Genomic DNA, 17,041 nt, shown 5'->3' with positions numbered 1-17,041 from the left:
ATTTAAAATATAATAAATTCAAATTTCAAAAAACGATAGGGATATGAGAAATTACTTAATAGAAGATTTACCACAATATTTTGAAGACTATAAGAAGTCTATCAAAAATCCTAAAAAATTCTGGGATAAAGTTGCAGATCAAAACTTCGTGTGGTATCAGAGATGGAGCAAGGTTGTTAAGTACGACATGAATGAAGCGAAGATCACCTGGTTTAAAAATGCGAAACTCAATATTACCAAAAACTGTCTCGACAGACATCTTACCATCAGAGGAGAAAAAACAGCAATCATCTGGGAACCCAACGATCCTAAGGAAGAAGCACAGTATATTTCTTACAGCGAATTATACACCCGGGTGAATAAAACGGCCAATGTTTTGCGCGATATGGGTATTGAAAAAGGAGACAGGGTCTGTATTTATCTTCCTATGATTCCTGAACTGGCTGTTACGATGCTTGCCTGTGCAAAACTGGGAGCTGTTCATTCTGTTATTTTTGCAGGATTCTCAGCTTCAGCAGTGGCTTCAAGGGTCAATGACTGTGAAGCCAAAATGGTTATCACATCGGACGGAAGCTACAGAGGTAATAAAGTTCTGGATCTGAAAAGCATTGTAGATGATGCGCTGGAAAAAACGCCGACCGTGGAAAAAGTTCTTGTTGTAAAAAGAACCCACAACGAAATTAAAATGCAAGAAGGAAGAGATTACTGGATGGCCGATCTGTATGAAAAAGCTTCTCCTGATTTTGTTACTGTCATTATGGATTCTGAAGATCCTCTTTTCATTCTTTATACTTCCGGATCTACAGGAAAACCTAAAGGAATGCTGCACACCTGCGCCGGGTATATGGTGTACACCGCATATACTTTTAAAAATGTATTCAACTATAAAGAAAATGATATTTACTGGTGTACGGCAGATATCGGATGGATCACAGGACACTCCTATATTCTTTACGGGCCGCTGCTGAATGGTGCTACTACAGTGATCTTTGAAGGCGTTCCTACTTATCCGGAACCGGACCGTTTCTGGGAAGTGATTGAAAAACACAAGATCACTCAGTTTTATACGGCACCTACTGCGATCCGTTCCTTAGCAAAAGAAAGTGCTGAATGGGTGGATAAGCATGATCTGAGTTCTCTGAAAGTCATTGGTTCTGTAGGTGAGCCCATCAACGATGAAGCATGGCACTGGTTCAACGATCATGTGGGAAAGAAAAAATGTCCGATTGTAGATACATGGTGGCAAACGGAAACCGGAGGAATTATGATTTCACCTCTTCCTTTTGTGACGCCTACAAAGCCTACTTATGCTACTCTTCCACTTCCAGGTGTACAACCCGTTCTGATGGATGATAAGCGCAATGAAATCACAGGAAATCAGGTGACAGGAAATCTTTGTATCCGTTTTCCATGGCCGGGAATCGCAAGAACCATCTGGGGAGACCACCAAAGATATAAAGAAACTTATTTTACAGCTTTCCCTGGAAAATATTTTACAGGAGACGGAGCTTTGAGAGATGAAGTGGGCTATTACAGAATTACCGGGCGTGTAGATGATGTAATTATCGTTTCAGGGCATAATCTTGGGACAGCTCCTATTGAAGACAGCATCAACCAGCATCCGGCTGTTGCAGAATCCGCCATTGTAGGTTACCCTCATGACATCAAAGGAAATGCGCTGTATGGCTATGTAATGCTTAAAGAAACCGGAGAAGGACGTGATAAGGAAAATCTTAAAAAGGAGATCAATCAGTTAATTTCGGATCAGATCGGACCCATTGCGAAACTGGATAAGATACAGTTTGTTTCCGGGCTTCCGAAAACCCGTTCCGGAAAGATCATGCGTAGAATTCTAAGAAAAATTGCCGAAGGTGACTTCAGTAATTTTGGAGATATCAGTACGCTTTTAAATCCTGAAATTGTAGAAGAAATTAAAAACGAAAGAATTTAATTAATCATTATTTAACCAATGGAAGCCCCGGAATTTATTTCGGGGCTTTTTATTATAGTACAGTAAATAAAGGAATTTAAATACATCATCATCCGATGCTATTGTCTATTATCCAATTGTTAAAATTAAACACCCGTTCAATAATTATTTTTAAATATTATCTTTTTCTATTAAAAACAGAATGTTAATTAACAAATTATATTGCCTTAAATGCAATGATAATCAGAAAATTATTAGTAACTTTAATGGGAACTTAAAACCAATTAACTATGTCACATATATTAGCTGGAGTATTTGGTCATCACAGCGACTACAAAAAACTGGAAAGTGATCTGGAAAATTCAGGATTTGAAAACTCAGATTATATTGTATACCTTACTGATGGTTCCGGTAATTCTCAATTTCTGGCAAGTGTTACCGTAAATGACCTTAATCAGATTGATCTTGCACGTAATGCATTTATTCAGAATGCTGCATTGAAATCCTATTTATTTGAAAACATGAAGATCAATGAAACCAATTATGATACCATCAAAAAATATATTGATGCAAGAAACAGAGCAGAAATCCATAGCAGCCCTGATATTAAAATCAAAACGTCAAGTGACGGTATGAATTCTGAAGTGAAATTCTAATCGATATAAAATCTAATAGCCGGAGATCCGTAGTGTTATACTGCGGATCTTTTATGTTTGAAAAAAGTAAAAAATTTCGTATTTTCGTCTAATTATAGGCATGTGCACAAATGAGCTACGATTTAGAACAAGAGAATAAAGAGATACTTGCCAGATATAAGGACCTGATCTCTAATACATACAGAACATTGGATGAGGAAAATAACAAGCTCATCCGAAAGGCATTCGATATCGCGCTGGATGCCCACAAGGATCAAAGGAGAAAATCCGGAGAACCTTACATCTACCACCCTATTGCTGTTGCTAAAATTGTAGCAACAGAGATTGGTCTGGGTGCTACTTCTATTGCCTGTGCACTTCTGCACGATGTGATTGAAGATTCTGATTATACCTACGAAGATCTGAAAAAAATATTCGGAGAAAAGATTGCCAATATCGTGAATGGACTGACGAAAATTTCCATCATGAACCACCAGAATATCTCTGTGCAGTCTGAAAACTACAGAAAACTCTTACTGACATTATCTGAGGATTTCAGAGTGATTCTGATTAAAATTGCAGACCGTCTCCATAATATGAGAACGCTGGAAAGCATGGCTCCGGATAAGCAGAAAAAAATTGCTTCGGAAACAGTGTATATCTATGCTCCGATGGCTCACCGTCTTGGATTGTATAATATCAAATCTGAGCTTGAAGATCTTTCTTTAAAGTATAATAATCCGGAAGTCTATAACGAGATCACGGAGAAATTGGAACTGGCCAAGGAAAGCCGTGAAAGGTATATTGAAGAATTTAAGAAGGAAGTATCCGAAAGACTTCATGAAGAAGGTTTAAATTTTAAAATCAAAGGCCGCGCGAAAGCTATTTCTTCCATCTACAGAAAAATGCTGAAACAGGGAGTTTCCTTTGAAGAGGTTTTTGACAACTACGCCATCAGAATTATTTATAAATCGGATGCGAAAAATGAAAAATTCCTGGCCTGGAAAATTTACTCTATCGTTACGGATGTATACCACAGTAACCCATCCAGAATGCGTGACTGGATTACCCAGCCCCGTTCTACAGGATACGAAAGTTTACATTTAACGGTTTTAGGCCCTGATAAAAAGTGGATTGAAGTACAGATCCGTTCCGAAAGAATGGATGAAATTGCTGAGAAAGGGGTTGCTGCACACTATAAATACAAAGAAGGTTACAAACAGAGTTCTGATGACAGAAATTTTGAAAAATGGGTAACTGAGATCCGTGAAGTACTGGAACAGCAGCAGAATCTTTCCACCTCGGAGCTTCTGGATAACATTAAGCTTAACTTATATTCCAAAGAAGTATTTGTCTTTACGCCAAAAGGAGAAATTAAAATCCTTCCGACTAATGCTACCGCTCTGGATTTTGCCTTCTCTGTTCACTCCGATCTGGGAATGAAATGCTTAGGTGCCAAGATCAATGGAAAACTGGTTCCTATTTCCTACATCCTTCAAAACGGAGATCAGGTAGACATCCTGTCTTCTCAGAACCAGAAACCTAAATCGGACTGGCTGGAATTTGTTGTGACATCTAAGGCCAAATCCAAGATTAAAAGTTATCTGAACTCTCAGAAAAACCAATTGGTGGAAGAAGGAAAAGAAATTCTGCAGAGAAAACTTCGTCATGCCAAAATCAATTTTAATGATGAAGAAATTAATAAACTGCAAAAGTTCTTTAATTTAAAATCATCTCAGGAGCTCTTCCTTAAATTCCAAAGTAATGAACTGGATGTAAGCAGCCTGAGAAAATATATAGAAAGTAAAAACGTATTCAACAACTTACTTTCAAGATTCAGAAAATCGCCCAACAAAAATCTGCATTTTGACGATCCGAAAGAGGAAAACCTTGATATGATTGTGTTTGGGAAGGACGAAGAGAAACTTAACTACACGTATGCAAAATGCTGTACCGTAATTCCGGGAGACAAAATCTTCGGATTCATCACGATTTCAGACGGAATCAAAGTGCATAGTGACAACTGCCCGAATGCCATCAATCTGAGAGCTCAGTATGATTACCGTGTTATTCCTGCCAAGTGGGTGAATGCGGAAAGCTTCAAAAACAGAGTAAAAATTGAAATTGAAGGGCTGGACAGAATGGGGATGATTAATGATATCACCACTGTCATCAGCGGAAGTATGGGGATGGATATGAAAAGTATGTCTATTGAATCCAACAATGGTGTTTTCACGGGAAATATCAACCTCGAAGTCAAAAATAAAGGTCAGTTGGAAGAGACCTTTAGAAAACTTAAAAATATTAATGGTGTTTCCAGAGTGAGACGGGTACAATCGTAAACATGAATTTATCTCTTTATTTTAAAAAATTTTTCAACAACAGTCAGTCCTCAGGAATTATTCTTATTTTCTGTGTGCTTATTTCATTGCTTATTGCCAATTCGTCTGCTGCAGAAAACTTTCAGCATTTTTTAGACCAGGAAGTGGGCACTCATCTTTTTGGGTTGGAATATCCTGTCAGCATCTGGATCAATGACGGATTAATGGCAGTTTTCTTCCTTCTGGTTGGCCTTGAAATAAAACGGGAATTGGTAGAAGGTGAGCTTTCTTCTTTTAAAAATGCCTCCCTTCCTATTTTTGCAGCCGTAGGCGGAATGCTTATTCCCGCTGTTATCTACAGCATTTTCAATACAGGAACGGAATACAGCAATGGCTGGGGAATTCCTATGGCAACCGATATTGCCTTTTCTCTGGCTATCATTTCGATGTTGGGTAAAAAAATTCCCAACTCTATTAAGATATTTTTAGCGGCATTAGCTATTGTAGATGATCTGGGAGCGATCCTCGTGATTGCTATTTTCTATACAGAGCAAATTCACTGGAGCTATCTCCTGCTATCTTTTGGGGTAACAGCCTTACTTTTTATTTTAAACTTTTTAAAAGTAACTAAAACAATATTGTACATCATCCCGGGACTGTTTTTATGGTATTTCCTTCATCATTCCGGAATTCATGCAACCATAGCAGGTGTTTTGCTGGCGTTCTCCATTCCTACCAATGCTTCGAATGTAGAAATTTCACCTCTGGAAAAACTGGAGCATCAGCTTCATATTCCGGTAAGTTTTCTGATCATGCCGATATTTGCTTTAACGAATACCAATATCACTTTTTCCAGTGAAATGGTGGCAGGAGTTACAAGCACATTAGGATTGGGAATTATCTGTGGATTGGTATTGGGTAAACTGATTGGGATCAATCTGTTTTCATTGATTGCTATTAAATTAAAGCTCAGTTCACTGCCTCAAAACAGCAACTGGCTTCAGATGATTGGTGTAGGATTGCTGGCCGGAATCGGGTTTACTATGTCTATTTTTATTGCATTGCTTTCTTTCAAAGAAGAAATTCCGATTCAGGATGAAGCGAAGTTTGCAATTCTGATTGCGTCCTTTATCGCCGCCATTGCCGGATTTATCATACTTAGTCTAAGTTCAAAAGAAAACCCTGAACTGGAAGAGAATTAATCTTCCTTCCGGTTCTCCAATTTTCTTTTGTGTTCCTCATCACTATCAAAGTCCGGTTCAGTAATCTGTGCATGATATTCTGAGGCTTCTTTCTTAATCTCATCAGACAGCAGCTTTTCTATTCTGAGTTTTCGGATCGCCATATTCAGCTCATTTCCGAATAAAAGGAGATATACATTTACATTTACCCAAACCATCAGTAGAATCATACTGCCAATGGATCCGTAAAGAACATTATACCGGGCGATATCCTTTACATAAATCGCAAAAATATACGTTGTAACCACAAATAATACTGTAGTCAGAATAGCTCCCGGAACCGCTTGTCGGAACCTTGTAATCTTCACGGTACCCAACCAGTAAAATAAGGTCAGAAGTATAAAATAAAAAAGCGGAAAAGAAACAAACCCGATAATTTTGGAAAGGTTGTCTACAAGCCACGTTACATCATAAGCCGGCGTAAAAAGCTTCATTACAACCTCTGCGTAATACACTCCAAACAGTGTTAAAAAAACGATGGTAATAAAGCCTATCGTGATAAAAAACGAAAGAATAAACTCTTTTACGTCACTTAATTTTTCATCTGTATTTTCATTAAATCCGTTGATCAGGGAAAATGTACCGTTCGTTGCAAAAACAAGAGCCAGAAGAATGGTCAGGTTACTGATTCCTTTCATATTTGGTATGATATTGCTTACAATGTATCCTTTTACATCTCCTTCCATGTTGGATGGAAAAACATTATGCATCAGCACATCAAAAATATAGAACTGAAGCTCATCATACAGCGGCATATGAGGCAGTACAGAAAGCAAAAACAGAATAAACGGAAACAGACTTATGGTAAAACTCCACGAAATAGCAGCCGCTTTTCTCCCTATTTTGCCTTTAAAAATCCCGGAGATATAAATCTGAAACATCTGCCAAAGTGATATTCCCAAAACAGGAATATGGATGCTGTCAAAAAAATCTTGAATCTTTAAAATAAATTTAGGAACCTTTACACTCATCGATCTGTTTGTCTTTATACAAAGGTAGGGGAATTAAATTAAATGGGGAAAAGATAGGTGGCAGATATTAGGTAGCAGGTGGCAGGTTTTAGGGATCAGGCATTAGGGATTAGGGATTTGAGAGTGGGAGAATTTGAGAGTTTAACGTTGAGAGTCAAAGGTTCATGATAACCCGCAACTAATATAACCTACAACTCGAATCCCGAAACCCGAAACAAATAACCTTGAATCCCGAAACTGCAACCCAAAAACCGGCAACAAATTAACCGGGAAACCCTATCTTTGCCCTCTGAAACTTCTTACAATGCGAATCAGCTTACTTTGTATCGGAAAAACAGATGATAAGGAAATTACCTCTTTAATCAATTATTATCTCAACCGTTTACCCAAACACTGGAATTTTGAAATTACAGAAATTCCGGATGTGAAAAATGCCAAAAACCTATCCCCTGACCTTCTTAAAAAGGAAGAAGCCAAGTTATTCTTAAACCATATCGACAAAAACGATCTGGTGGTGATTCTTGATGAAAAAGGAAAACAGTTTACCAGCCGCGAGTTTTCACAGAAAATTGACACCTGGATGAATTCTTCTGTCAAGAAAGTACATATTCTGATCGGAGGCGCTTATGGCTTCGCCGAAGAGATCTATAGCAGAGCCAATGAAAAAATGTCTTTATCCAAAATGACTTTTACCCACCAGATGATCCGCCTGTTTATTGTAGAACAGCTGTATCGCGCTGATCAGATTTTGCAGGGCAAACCTTATCATAACGATTAAAACAAAAGGTATTATCTCAAAAGTCAAATAATTGTTTTTTGTCATTGACTACGTCGAATCTTCGATTTCTGACAAAGGAAGAATCTCATTGACAAGCAGAAGCATGAGATTCTTCATTACATTTCTGAACTACGTTCGCAGACTTTCGGTCTGTGTCCAGAGTGACATTCCTGAAACAATCTCTTTTTTATTTCAGACTGATCTGCCTTTTGGCTTCACCCACCACAAAAGCAACGGAATTGGCAATATTAAAGCTCCTGATGAGTTTTGACATAGGAATGGTCAGATGATTTTCAAAACGGTCCAGAACCTCTTTACTCAATCCTACACTCTCCTTTCCGAAAACCAGCCAGTCTCCGTCCTGAAAATCAGTTTCAAGATATGATTTTTCGGCATGGGAGCTCATTAGAAAAACCCTTGATCTGTCAGGGATTGTACTGATCCATTCATCCACATCTGCATATTCAGAAACATCCAGATGCACCCAATAGTCCAATCCGGAACGCTTCAGGTTTTTATCATTAATTACAAATCCAAACGGATGAACAAGGTGTAATCTGCTTTCAGTTCCTACACACAATCTTCCGATATTTCCTGTATTATTGGGTATTTCGGGCTCTACAAGAACAATATTTAACATCTCTTTCTATCTCTTTATTTGTTTTAGTGTGGATTTATTTAATGATTTGGCAGAGTATTTTTTTAAATTTATTTCTTTACACATTTAGCATAAGAATCACTGAGGATGGCTTTTTCATAGCCTAAAGCCACTGCTTTATCCAGGTTTTCACAGGCTTCCTTAAGTTTGGAAGTGTCCATCAGAATCATGGCTTTGCTTACATAAGACTGGGCAAATTTCGGATCTATGGAAATTGCTTTATTAGCATCTGCCAGCGCTTCCTTATATTTTTTCATTTTAAAATATACGTCTGATCTTCCGTTATAAAGTAATGATTCCGGTTTTTCAGCAAGAAGTTGATTATAATCTTTCAACGCTCCATCCAGGTCACCACTATTTTTTTTCAGATTGGCAAGCCCTGTTTTTGCAAAAATGTTATCCGGAGCAAAAGTGAGAATCTGATTAAGGTCTTTGATGGCAAGGTCTTTTTTTCCCTGGTTGTCGTATATTTTGGAACGGGTAAGATACAAATCAGCTGTTTCAGGATTTACTTTGAGTCCTTTCTCTACATATTCCAATGCCTTTACTTTGTTTCCTTTCTGGCTGTAAAGCGATGACAGATTCACATATACAGAAATAGACATAGGGTTTGCTTTTAAAGCAGAATCATAAGACTTAAAAGCCTGAGTCGTTTTTCCAAGTCTTCTCTGAGCTGTTCCGAGGTAATTGTAATATTCAGATTGAAATTTTTGGATCTGTTCTTTTTCTGCCAGTTTTAAATACTGTTCTTCTGCACACTTATAATCAGCTTTTTGGAAACATTCTTCAGCCAGTTTTTTATTCTGGGCATAGAAATTAAGGAATAAACAGAGGGAAGTTACTACCAGTAAAGTTTTTTTCATGAGTTTATAGTTTGTTTGTTGATCACTTTTTTGGCGAGTGCACCAAATATCACTCCCAATAAAGATCCAACAAACGCCCCCACCAAAATATCTATCGGGAAATGCACTCCTAAATATATCCGGCTGTAGGAAACCACCAGAGCCCATACAAATATAGCATATGGAAACCATTTAAGCTTATTTTTTAATAAAATACTTAAAAAGGATGCCAAAAAGAATGTATTGGAAGCATGAGCAGAATAAAAACCATATTGCCCACCGCATTTCACGATTCTCATATGATGTTCCAGTGTAGGGTCATGACAGGGTCTCAACCTTGCTACACCATATTTGAAAACACTGGCCAGCTGATCAGAAACCGTCGCACCGATGGCCAGAAATATAAGGATAAAAACTAATGATCTTAGTTGATGGTTTTTGTATAAAAAATAAAGAAATATAATATAGAGAGGTACCCAGATCCAGGTACTTGAAATCAGCATCCAAAACTGATCAAAAGATGAATCCCCCAAATTATTAAGGTAAAGAAATACCTTCTTATCTTCCTGAATGATTTCCTCCATGATTATCTGCTTACAGGTCCTTCATAAGTCTCATCATCTGCAGGCTTCGGTTTTGGAGGCTCATTGGAAGCAACAGAAGAAGAAGGTTCCGTCAGAATATTTTTTTGAATATCATTCATCGGATTGAAATCCTTTGCAGCATCTTTTACCTTCTCAATCTCACGTTTGATTTCAGAAACAGGGTTATCTGTTTCTTTCATAATTTCAGTTTTAATATCTTCCACTGCTCCACGCATCTTTCTAACGCCTGCACCTAAGTCACGCGCAATCTGGGGCAGCTTATCCGGACCGAATAATACAACGATTGCAATGGCAATGAGTGCCATTTCTCCAATGCTTAATTCCATGGCGTAAAATTACGAAAGATTATTGCATTTATGGACTGTAAACTAAAAATTTAAACAAATTTTAAGATTTTATAATGAAGTTCAGGATTCAAGGTTCAAGGTTCAAAGTTTAATGTTTTGTAGACGGGTTGCGGGTTTCGCGATTATTTTGGTGCAGGTGGCTTGGTAGCGAGTTTTTGGTGTTGTTACGAGGGCGAGTTGCGGGTTCTTTTTATTCCTGTTTACTCATAAACTTAAAACCCTGAACCCTCCAACTCTCCAACTCTAAAACTTAGCCTCCTAATCCCTGCTACCTAACATCTGCAACCTAGCACCTGCAACCTCCACTTATTAATTAACAAATATTTAATTCAAAACATAGAGAATTAAGTAATAATTATGTATATTTATAATACACAACCAAATCAATATTCATTATGAAAAAACTAGTGACTACTTTTAAAGTTTTCGCCGTATTATCGGTAATGGCACTCTACAGCTGCCAGAATGAAAACAATGAAATGAACCAACAGGAAGCTGTTCAGGCTAAGACAACCATCGATGAGCTGAAAAAAGAAATTACTCCTTCGTCTTCTCAACTTATTCCTGAAGCAGTACAGCTTCAACTGAATGAATCCACCAAAAATCTTGAAACGTATTTAAAAAATGATTTACAGATTGTGGGAGTGGCTGTATTGGGAAAAATTTCAACCCAACAAGGGGTAGAACTTTCTAAAAAACTGATTACGGATAAAGATCAGTTCATTGCTTCCGGGAACATAATGGATCCATCCTCTGTAAAAATTGGAAAAATCGATGATTTGTATACCGGAGAGGATCTGACAACTGCACAACAGGGATTAAAAGAAGCCATTACCGAAGAAGTAAAACCGGGCACCCAGGTTATGGAAGTAACATGGAACGGCAAAAACGGAAAATTTACCACCTTATGTTTTTATGGAGATTCAGGGATTATCTGGGACAATATCTTCGGAGGACTTGTGATGATGGATACCCGAGGAAATTCAGAAACATCTGACAGAGAAGCTTCAAAAGTAGCTTCTACATGGTATAAACAGTGGTGGACAGCCAATTGGCTTTGGGGTTCTAAACGAGGTGAAGCCGGATATAAGATTACCATTTACTATTCAGGATCCACCGTTTCCAATGCAGATGTAAGTGATTGGGGCTATATAAGCTTAGGGAAAGCAAAAAGCGAAAGTAAAATAACCAAAAAGACAGGAGCTTACGGGCAATGTCGCTATGCACTGGGGCTTTGTACACCAACAGGTTCTTTAAGCTTTAACTCCACTAATTTCTCTGTATCATTCTCCGGATTAGGCAGCAATATTGTAAGTAACGGGACAAAATCCCTTTATCCATAGTTATTTTCATAAAAATCAGATTTTAATCAAAACGGGAAGCTCACTGAGCTTCCCGTTTATTATATTTTATAAGTCTTACCAGATTCTGACTTTTGACTTTAGTGCTTCTATTGCATTTTCTTTAAGGCCGAAAGTATTCATCAGTATTTCATAAAGCTGTACATCATTTTCTATCGCTACAGCTTCTTTTTCACCATCGCCGGAGCGTATATTCAGTACATGATCCGTATAGGTATAGCGGGCATTTTCATCTACTTTTGAAAGAATCAGTCTGTTTTTAAAATGGGAATCCGGATGGGTAGACAGATACCAGTTGGAAATATCCAGATCAATAAGTTCTACATGCTCAGGAATAAACCGGTACACCGGAAGCCACTGCTCTTTCCACATCCAGAGTGTGTAGGTTTCTTGCCTGCGCGAGATTTTAAATATTCCGTTGGGCGTTTTCTGCTGATCTTCTTTATTTAAAAGTATGGGTGAAGTAAGCGTAGCTGTTCCAAATCCGCAATCCACTATATATTGATCACCATCAAAATCCACAATAAGCAAGAGATGAGTCTGCGCCGCAATACTGTCTTCCTGCCTTCCCCACACTACCCTTCCAAGCTGAAGCTTTACATTGAAACCTAATGTTTTTAAAACTTCACTTAAAAGCAGGTTTTGTTCATAGCAATATCCGCCTCTGGATTCGATCACCAGTTTTCTGAAAACATCATCTAACTTTAAAGAAGGAACCGTCCCCGTATAAGGGTCAATATTCTCAAAGGGTATATGTTTCGGATGAAGCTGATGGATCCTTTTCAGTGTTTCCATACTCAATTCCGGAGTTCCGAAGAAATGAATCCGTTCAAAATACTTTTCCAGGTCTTCTATATTCATAATTTTGTTTTTCCTGTTTCAGCAATGAGCAAAACTATTCACTCCTGTAAATTTATTGAAAGATGTAACTCAAAATCACCTATATCTCATCAATAGAACAAATCTATGGCTTGTGAAAATCTTTTTCAGAGGTGATATCAACTAAATTTTTATTTTTTTTCTGAAAAGCAGAATAAGTAATTACCACACTGACCGCCATTAAAATAAATGCTAAAAAGAAAGGTGCCCCTGAAAATTTGAACGGTGCTTCATCATGCGTGAAATAGTAAAATAAATTAGTCATCATCGGAGGTCCTATAATGGATGTAGCACTCATTAAACTCGTTAATGCTCCCTGAAGTTCTCCCTGTTCGTTGGAAGGAACACTTTTCGTGATGACAGACTGTAAAGCCGGTCCGCAGATTCCTCCTAAACAGTAAGGAACCAGAAATACAAACATCATCCAGCCTTCTGAAGCAAAGGCAAACAACAGCATTCCTACAGCATAGAAAGCCAATCCGTAATAAATACTTTTCTGCTCTCCCAGCCTGGGCGTTGTATATCTGATAAGCCCGCCCTGTACAAGACCTACCAGCAAACCTACTACTCCCAATGAGATTCCTACCATTCTTTCCGTCCAGCTAAACTTATACATCGTAAAGAAGCTCCAGTTACTCTGTACCGCATGGCCTGCAATATAGATCAATATCAACGAAACAATCAAACCTGAAATTTCAGGATGTTTCCCCAGAAATTTAAATGAGCCTATTGGATTGGCACGTTTCCAATCAAATTCTCTTCTTTTATCTTTATCCAAACTTTCAGGAAGGATGAAATATCCATACAAGAAGTTAAGCAGACACAGACCTGCTGCAGCATAGAAAGGAACTCTGGCTCCATAATGCCCGAGAACTCCGCCCAGAACAGGCCCAATGATAAATCCAAGACCAAAGGCTGCCCCTATCAGTCCAAAATTCTTGGCACGGTCTTCATCAGTGGAAATATCGGCAATATAAGCACTGGCCGTAGTGACACTTGCTCCTGTGATCCCTGCAATGATTCTTCCTAAAAACAGCCACCAGATCGTTGGAGCCAGCGCAAGGAAAATATAATCGATTGCAAATCCGAAAAGAGAAATCAGAATGATGGGTCTTCTTCCGTATTTGTCACTAAGATTTCCGACTAACGGAGAGAATATAAATTGCGTAAATGCATAGGCAAATCCAAGCCAGCCACCATATTTTGCAGCTTCACTAATATCTGCATGAATAAGTTCCTCAATTAATTTAGGAACAACAGGGATGATGATTCCCCATCCCGTAATATCGATCAGTAAAGTAATAAATATGAAGCCTATAGCTGCTTTTTTCTTTGAATTTTCCATGATGGTGCAAAATTAATCAAATCTGAAAAATAATGATTCTAAATTATCAATAGTTAATATGTATACTAAAAAAAGTAAAGCAATACGAGCACGAACAGCTGACCACTATTTGTGCTTTCATTAAAAAAAGGCCGTTTCTTTCGAAACGGCCCTTACTAATTTATTGTAGTTTGTATTACTTAGAAGCGAGTTCTTCTTTAGCAGAAGTAGATTTTCCATGTACCTCTTCTTCTTTCCCAGTCTTAAGGAAGTCATAAGCAATTGCAGACGCCACAAAGATGGATGAATAAGTACCAAATCCAATACCGATTAGCATCGCAAACATGAATCCTCTTAAGTTATCACCTCCGAATATGAAGATCGCAAGGATCACCAAAATCGTAGTGAATGAAGTGTTGAATGTTCTACCCAACGTACTTGAAATAGAGTCATCAAACAGACCAGCTAGTGTTAATGATTTTTTCTCTCTCAGGTATTCTCTGATTCTGTCGAAGATAATTACCGTATCGTTAATTGAATATCCTAACACAGTAAGAATCGCAGCAATGAAGTCCTGATTGATCTCCATGTTGAACGGCATATATTTGTGAAGCAATGAATATGCTCCTAAAATAATTACCGCATCGTGGAATAGAGCAGCAACTGCTCCAAGAGAGAACTGCCATTTTCTAAATCTTACAAGAATATAGATGAAGATCATTGCTAATGCAGCTAATACCGCATAGATACCGTGAGTCTGGATATCATCAGCAACAGAAGGTCCTACTTTCTCAGAAGAAATGATTCCTGCGTGGTCTTTATCAGCAGATTTGAAATCTTTCAATGTCGTTCCTGCCGGTAAGTTTGATTTTAAACCTTCAAATAATTTCTGTTCGATAATCTGGTCAGCTTTTAAAGATTCATCTTCGATAAGGTAATCTGTAGAGATCTTTAATTGTTTGTTGTTTCCGAAAGTTTTAGCTTCTACAGAAGAGTTCTTACCGTCTTCAGTTTTGAATAATGCTACTAATTTTTCTTCAACATCTTCAGCTTTTACATCTTTATCAAATCTAACGACATAGTTTCTACCACCGGTAAAGTCGATACCGTATTTGAAACCGTGTGTTGCGATAGAAATAATACATACAACTGTAAGAACAGCAGAAACGATGTAAGCATATTTTCTCTTTCCGATGAAATCGATCCAGGTATTTCTGAACAGGTTCTTCGTTGCCGGAGTCCATACAGAAAGTCCTTTTCCTTTATTTAATCTTGAGAAGATCATTACTCTTGAAAGCAATACAGACGTGAATAATGTCATTAAGATACCGATCATTAACGTCAATGCAAAACCTTTAATAGGCCCTGTTCCGAAGAAGAACAATACAACTGCCGTTAGGAAAGTCGTAGTGTGACCGTCAATAATCGCGTTTAATGCATGTTTGAAACCATCTTTGTAAGCTTCAAGAATACTTTTCCCAGCGAATAATTCTTCTTTAGTTCTTTCATAAATGATAACGTTCGTATCCACCGCTACTGCCATGGTAAGAACGATACCCGCGATACCTGGAAGCGTAAGGGTAAAGTCACCCGAATCCATAATACCGAAAATATAGAATAAGTTGATCACCATCGCAATTACCGCGTATACACCAGCTCCACCGTAGTAGAAAATGATATAAACAATGATAATAGCAAATGCAATGATAAACGACATTAAACCAGAATCAATAGCCTCTTGTCCTAAAGATGGACCTACAACGGTAGCCTGAACTACTTTTGCACCTGCAGGCAATTTACCGGCACCTAACACGTCTACCAGTTCTTTAGCCTCTTCCTGAGAGAAGTTACCAGAGATCTGGGTTCTACCGTTAGGGATAGCATTAACAACGTTAGGAGCTGTGTATACTCTGTTATCAAGAGTTACAGCAACTGGTTTTCCAACGTTTTTCTCGGTTAATGTTTTCCATTCTTTAGCTCCTTTAGAGTCCATCTGCATATCTACCACTACTCTGCTTAGTTCATCGTAGCCGATGTTTGCAGTTTCAACAGCACCGTCTACCGGAGCTTTTTGGTTGATGTTACCTCTGATCGCATACAATACTAAACTTTCAGTATCGGTAGCTTCAGGCTTGTAACCCCACATGAACTGTGTATATTTAATGTTAGCCGGACGTAAAGACTGACCTACTTTGCTGTTTAAGATTTTGTTTACAACAGCAGTATCGGATAATTTTACGTTGGCAACACCATTCGTTCTTAATTTGTCAAGCTGTAAAAGGCTCATGAAGTTCACATTCTTTGCAACTCCCATAGAATCTCCTTTTGTAGCAACCATAGTTGTCAAAGTCTGGAAATAAGGCGCAATTTCAGGAACCTGCTGTACTTCCCAGAACTGAAGTTTTGCAGAAGTCTGAAGCATTTTCTTCACTTTATCGATGTCCTTCATACCAGGCATTTCTACAGAAATTCTCGCAGTACCAGGTACTCTCTGAACGTTTGGCTGGATCGCTCCAAGCTTGTCAATTCTCGTTCTGATTACCTCGAAAGCAGTTCCTACAGATGCATCGATTTTTCTTTTAACAATGCTTTTTACCTGATCATCAGGCGTGTTGTACTTCACTTCAGTAAGCGTTGTATTTCCGAAAATTTCCGGATCAGCCAACTTCAGGTTGGTACCTTTAGCTTTGTTAATTACATCGAACTGCTCAAAGAAGTTGTCGATGTAAGGTTTGGTAGAATTCTTCTGTGCTTCATCAGTTTTGTTTAAAGCCTCAATAAGAACAGGATTTGTAGAATAATTAGTTAAATCATTCACAAGATCTCTTTGGTTAATTTCCAAAAGAACGTTGATCCCTCCTTTCAGGTCAAGACCAAGTTTCATTTCCTTGTCTTTGGCTTTAGTGTAATAAAGTTTTGTGAATCCTAAGTTCAAAGTATCCTTAGAAAGTCTTGCGATTTCTTTCTGATACTTCTCCGGATTGTCTCCTGCAAAAGCAGTCGCCTGCTTTTCAATTTTGCTGGCGTACCATGTTGGTAATAGCTCGTTTAAGCAAATCAACCCTAGTACAATAGCGACAATTGTAATAAGTCCTTTTCCTTGCATTTTGTTATAACTACGTTAAATTAAGTCGGCAAATATAATGATT

The 17,041-nt window shown here is 38.0% G+C and carries 14 protein-coding genes; 6 read left to right on the top strand and 8 right to left on the bottom strand.

All coding sequences use genetic code 11. The features are described 5' to 3' along the window. The first annotated feature begins 43 nt into the window (after positions 1–43). From acs to nhaA, 4 genes are all read left to right on the top strand, one after another. Positions 44–1,951 (top strand): acetate--CoA ligase, encoded by a 1,908-nt coding sequence (acs, locus tag ACLI50_RS10615; protein ID WP_202843852.1) that lies wholly within the window; start codon positions 44–46, stop codon positions 1,949–1,951. Positions 1,952–2,220: 269 nt separating this feature from the next. After that, the gene (locus ACLI50_RS10610) at positions 2,221–2,586 is read left to right on the top strand and encodes a hypothetical protein (protein WP_110011120.1); all 366 of its coding nucleotides are present in this window, start codon (positions 2,221–2,223) and stop codon (positions 2,584–2,586) included. Positions 2,587–2,696: 110 nt separating this feature from the next. Beyond that, on the top strand, positions 2,697–4,907 hold the full coding sequence (locus tag ACLI50_RS10605) for a RelA/SpoT family protein (RefSeq protein WP_202843854.1): 2,211 nt from the start codon (positions 2,697–2,699) through the stop codon (positions 4,905–4,907). A gap of 2 nt (positions 4,908–4,909) precedes the next feature. Then, positions 4,910–6,088, top strand: coding sequence for a Na+/H+ antiporter NhaA (nhaA, locus tag ACLI50_RS10600; RefSeq protein ID WP_202843856.1), 1,179 nt, complete (start codon positions 4,910–4,912; stop codon positions 6,086–6,088). Here nhaA and ACLI50_RS10595 read toward each other — a convergent pair. Then, on the bottom strand, positions 6,085–7,098 hold the full coding sequence (locus ACLI50_RS10595) for a YihY/virulence factor BrkB family protein (protein WP_202843857.1): 1,014 nt from the start codon (positions 7,096–7,098) through the stop codon (positions 6,085–6,087). The genes nhaA and ACLI50_RS10595 overlap by 4 nt on opposite strands. Before the next feature lie 304 nt (positions 7,099–7,402). Between ACLI50_RS10595 and ACLI50_RS10590 the strand changes: the two genes are divergently transcribed. Continuing rightward, positions 7,403–7,876: a 23S rRNA (pseudouridine(1915)-N(3))-methyltransferase RlmH gene (locus tag ACLI50_RS10590; protein ID WP_110011124.1), complete on the top strand. Its 474-nt coding sequence runs from the start codon at positions 7,403–7,405 to the stop codon at positions 7,874–7,876. Between the two features lie 187 nt (positions 7,877–8,063). On the opposite strand, the gene ACLI50_RS10585 is transcribed toward ACLI50_RS10590, so the two are convergent. The 4 genes from ACLI50_RS10585 to ACLI50_RS10570 form a co-directional block, all read right to left on the bottom strand. Next, a complete protein-coding gene (locus tag ACLI50_RS10585; protein ID WP_202843859.1) occupies positions 8,064–8,516 on the bottom strand; it encodes a tRNA (cytidine(34)-2'-O)-methyltransferase in 453 nt (150 codons plus the stop codon). Positions 8,517–8,584: 68 nt separating this feature from the next. Continuing rightward, complete coding sequence (locus ACLI50_RS10580; RefSeq protein ID WP_411413725.1) at positions 8,585–9,397, bottom strand: tetratricopeptide repeat protein; 813 nt, start codon at positions 9,395–9,397, stop codon at positions 8,585–8,587. Further along, positions 9,394–9,960, bottom strand: coding sequence for a phosphatase PAP2 family protein (locus ACLI50_RS10575; RefSeq protein WP_110011127.1), 567 nt, complete (start codon positions 9,958–9,960; stop codon positions 9,394–9,396). The genes ACLI50_RS10580 and ACLI50_RS10575 overlap by 4 nt, the downstream gene beginning before the upstream one ends. A gap of 2 nt (positions 9,961–9,962) precedes the next feature. Further along, the gene (locus ACLI50_RS10570) at positions 9,963–10,307 is read right to left on the bottom strand and encodes a Sec-independent protein translocase subunit TatA/TatB (RefSeq protein ID WP_202843864.1); all 345 of its coding nucleotides are present in this window, start codon (positions 10,305–10,307) and stop codon (positions 9,963–9,965) included. Positions 10,308–10,723: 416 nt separating this feature from the next. Here ACLI50_RS10570 and ACLI50_RS10565 point away from each other — a divergent pair, with 416 nt between their 5' ends. After that, positions 10,724–11,671 (top strand): hypothetical protein, encoded by a 948-nt coding sequence (locus tag ACLI50_RS10565; RefSeq protein WP_411413724.1) that lies wholly within the window; start codon positions 10,724–10,726, stop codon positions 11,669–11,671. A 75-nt stretch (positions 11,672–11,746) separates the two neighbouring features. On the opposite strand, the gene ACLI50_RS10560 is transcribed toward ACLI50_RS10565, so the two are convergent. The 3 genes from ACLI50_RS10560 to secD all read right to left on the bottom strand — a co-directional run bounded on the left by ACLI50_RS10560 (position 11,747) and on the right by secD (position 16,998). Then, positions 11,747–12,550 carry an arylamine N-acetyltransferase family protein gene (locus ACLI50_RS10560; RefSeq protein WP_411413723.1) on the bottom strand — a complete coding sequence of 268 codons (804 nt, stop codon included), beginning with the start codon at positions 12,548–12,550 and terminating at the stop codon, positions 11,747–11,749. 103 nt (positions 12,551–12,653) lie between these two features. Then, complete coding sequence (locus ACLI50_RS10555) at positions 12,654–13,913, bottom strand: TCR/Tet family MFS transporter (protein WP_123277962.1); 1,260 nt, start codon at positions 13,911–13,913, stop codon at positions 12,654–12,656. A 175-nt stretch (positions 13,914–14,088) separates the two neighbouring features. Then, complete coding sequence (gene secD, locus ACLI50_RS10550) at positions 14,089–16,998, bottom strand: protein translocase subunit SecD (protein ID WP_411413722.1); 2,910 nt, start codon at positions 16,996–16,998, stop codon at positions 14,089–14,091. Positions 16,999–17,041 lie beyond the last annotated feature (43 nt).

Source organism: Chryseobacterium cupriresistens (assembly GCF_046614675.1).
In the GTDB taxonomy this organism is placed as follows: Bacteria; Bacteroidota; Bacteroidia; order Flavobacteriales; family Weeksellaceae; genus Chryseobacterium; species Chryseobacterium cupriresistens.
This window is presented reverse-complemented; position numbering and strand designations above follow the sequence as displayed.

What these genes read in the sequence shown, in the direction of transcription:
- nhaA (WP_202843856.1), top strand. Translation starts at nt 4,910, where the DNA reads ATGAATTTATCTCTTTATTTTAAAAAATTTTTCAACAACAGTCAGTCC.
- secD (WP_411413722.1), bottom strand. Translation starts at nt 16,998, where the DNA reads ATGCAAGGAAAAGGACTTATTACAATTGTCGCTATTGTACTAGGGTTG.
- ACLI50_RS10580 (WP_411413725.1), bottom strand. Translation starts at nt 9,397, where the DNA reads ATGAAAAAAACTTTACTGGTAGTAACTTCCCTCTGTTTATTCCTTAAT.
- ACLI50_RS10570 (WP_202843864.1), bottom strand. Translation starts at nt 10,307, where the DNA reads ATGGAATTAAGCATTGGAGAAATGGCACTCATTGCCATTGCAATCGTT.
- ACLI50_RS10605 (WP_202843854.1), top strand. Translation starts at nt 2,697, where the DNA reads ATGAGCTACGATTTAGAACAAGAGAATAAAGAGATACTTGCCAGATAT.
- ACLI50_RS10590 (WP_110011124.1), top strand. Translation starts at nt 7,403, where the DNA reads ATGCGAATCAGCTTACTTTGTATCGGAAAAACAGATGATAAGGAAATT.
- ACLI50_RS10585 (WP_202843859.1), bottom strand. Translation starts at nt 8,516, where the DNA reads ATGTTAAATATTGTTCTTGTAGAGCCCGAAATACCCAATAATACAGGA.
- ACLI50_RS10560 (WP_411413723.1), bottom strand. Translation starts at nt 12,550, where the DNA reads ATGAATATAGAAGACCTGGAAAAGTATTTTGAACGGATTCATTTCTTC.
- ACLI50_RS10575 (WP_110011127.1), bottom strand. Translation starts at nt 9,960, where the DNA reads ATGGAGGAAATCATTCAGGAAGATAAGAAGGTATTTCTTTACCTTAAT.
- ACLI50_RS10565 (WP_411413724.1), top strand. Translation starts at nt 10,724, where the DNA reads ATGAAAAAACTAGTGACTACTTTTAAAGTTTTCGCCGTATTATCGGTA.
- ACLI50_RS10610 (WP_110011120.1), top strand. Translation starts at nt 2,221, where the DNA reads ATGTCACATATATTAGCTGGAGTATTTGGTCATCACAGCGACTACAAA.
- acs (WP_202843852.1), top strand. Translation starts at nt 44, where the DNA reads ATGAGAAATTACTTAATAGAAGATTTACCACAATATTTTGAAGACTAT.
- ACLI50_RS10595 (WP_202843857.1), bottom strand. Translation starts at nt 7,098, where the DNA reads ATGAGTGTAAAGGTTCCTAAATTTATTTTAAAGATTCAAGATTTTTTT.
- ACLI50_RS10555 (WP_123277962.1), bottom strand. Translation starts at nt 13,913, where the DNA reads ATGGAAAATTCAAAGAAAAAAGCAGCTATAGGCTTCATATTTATTACT.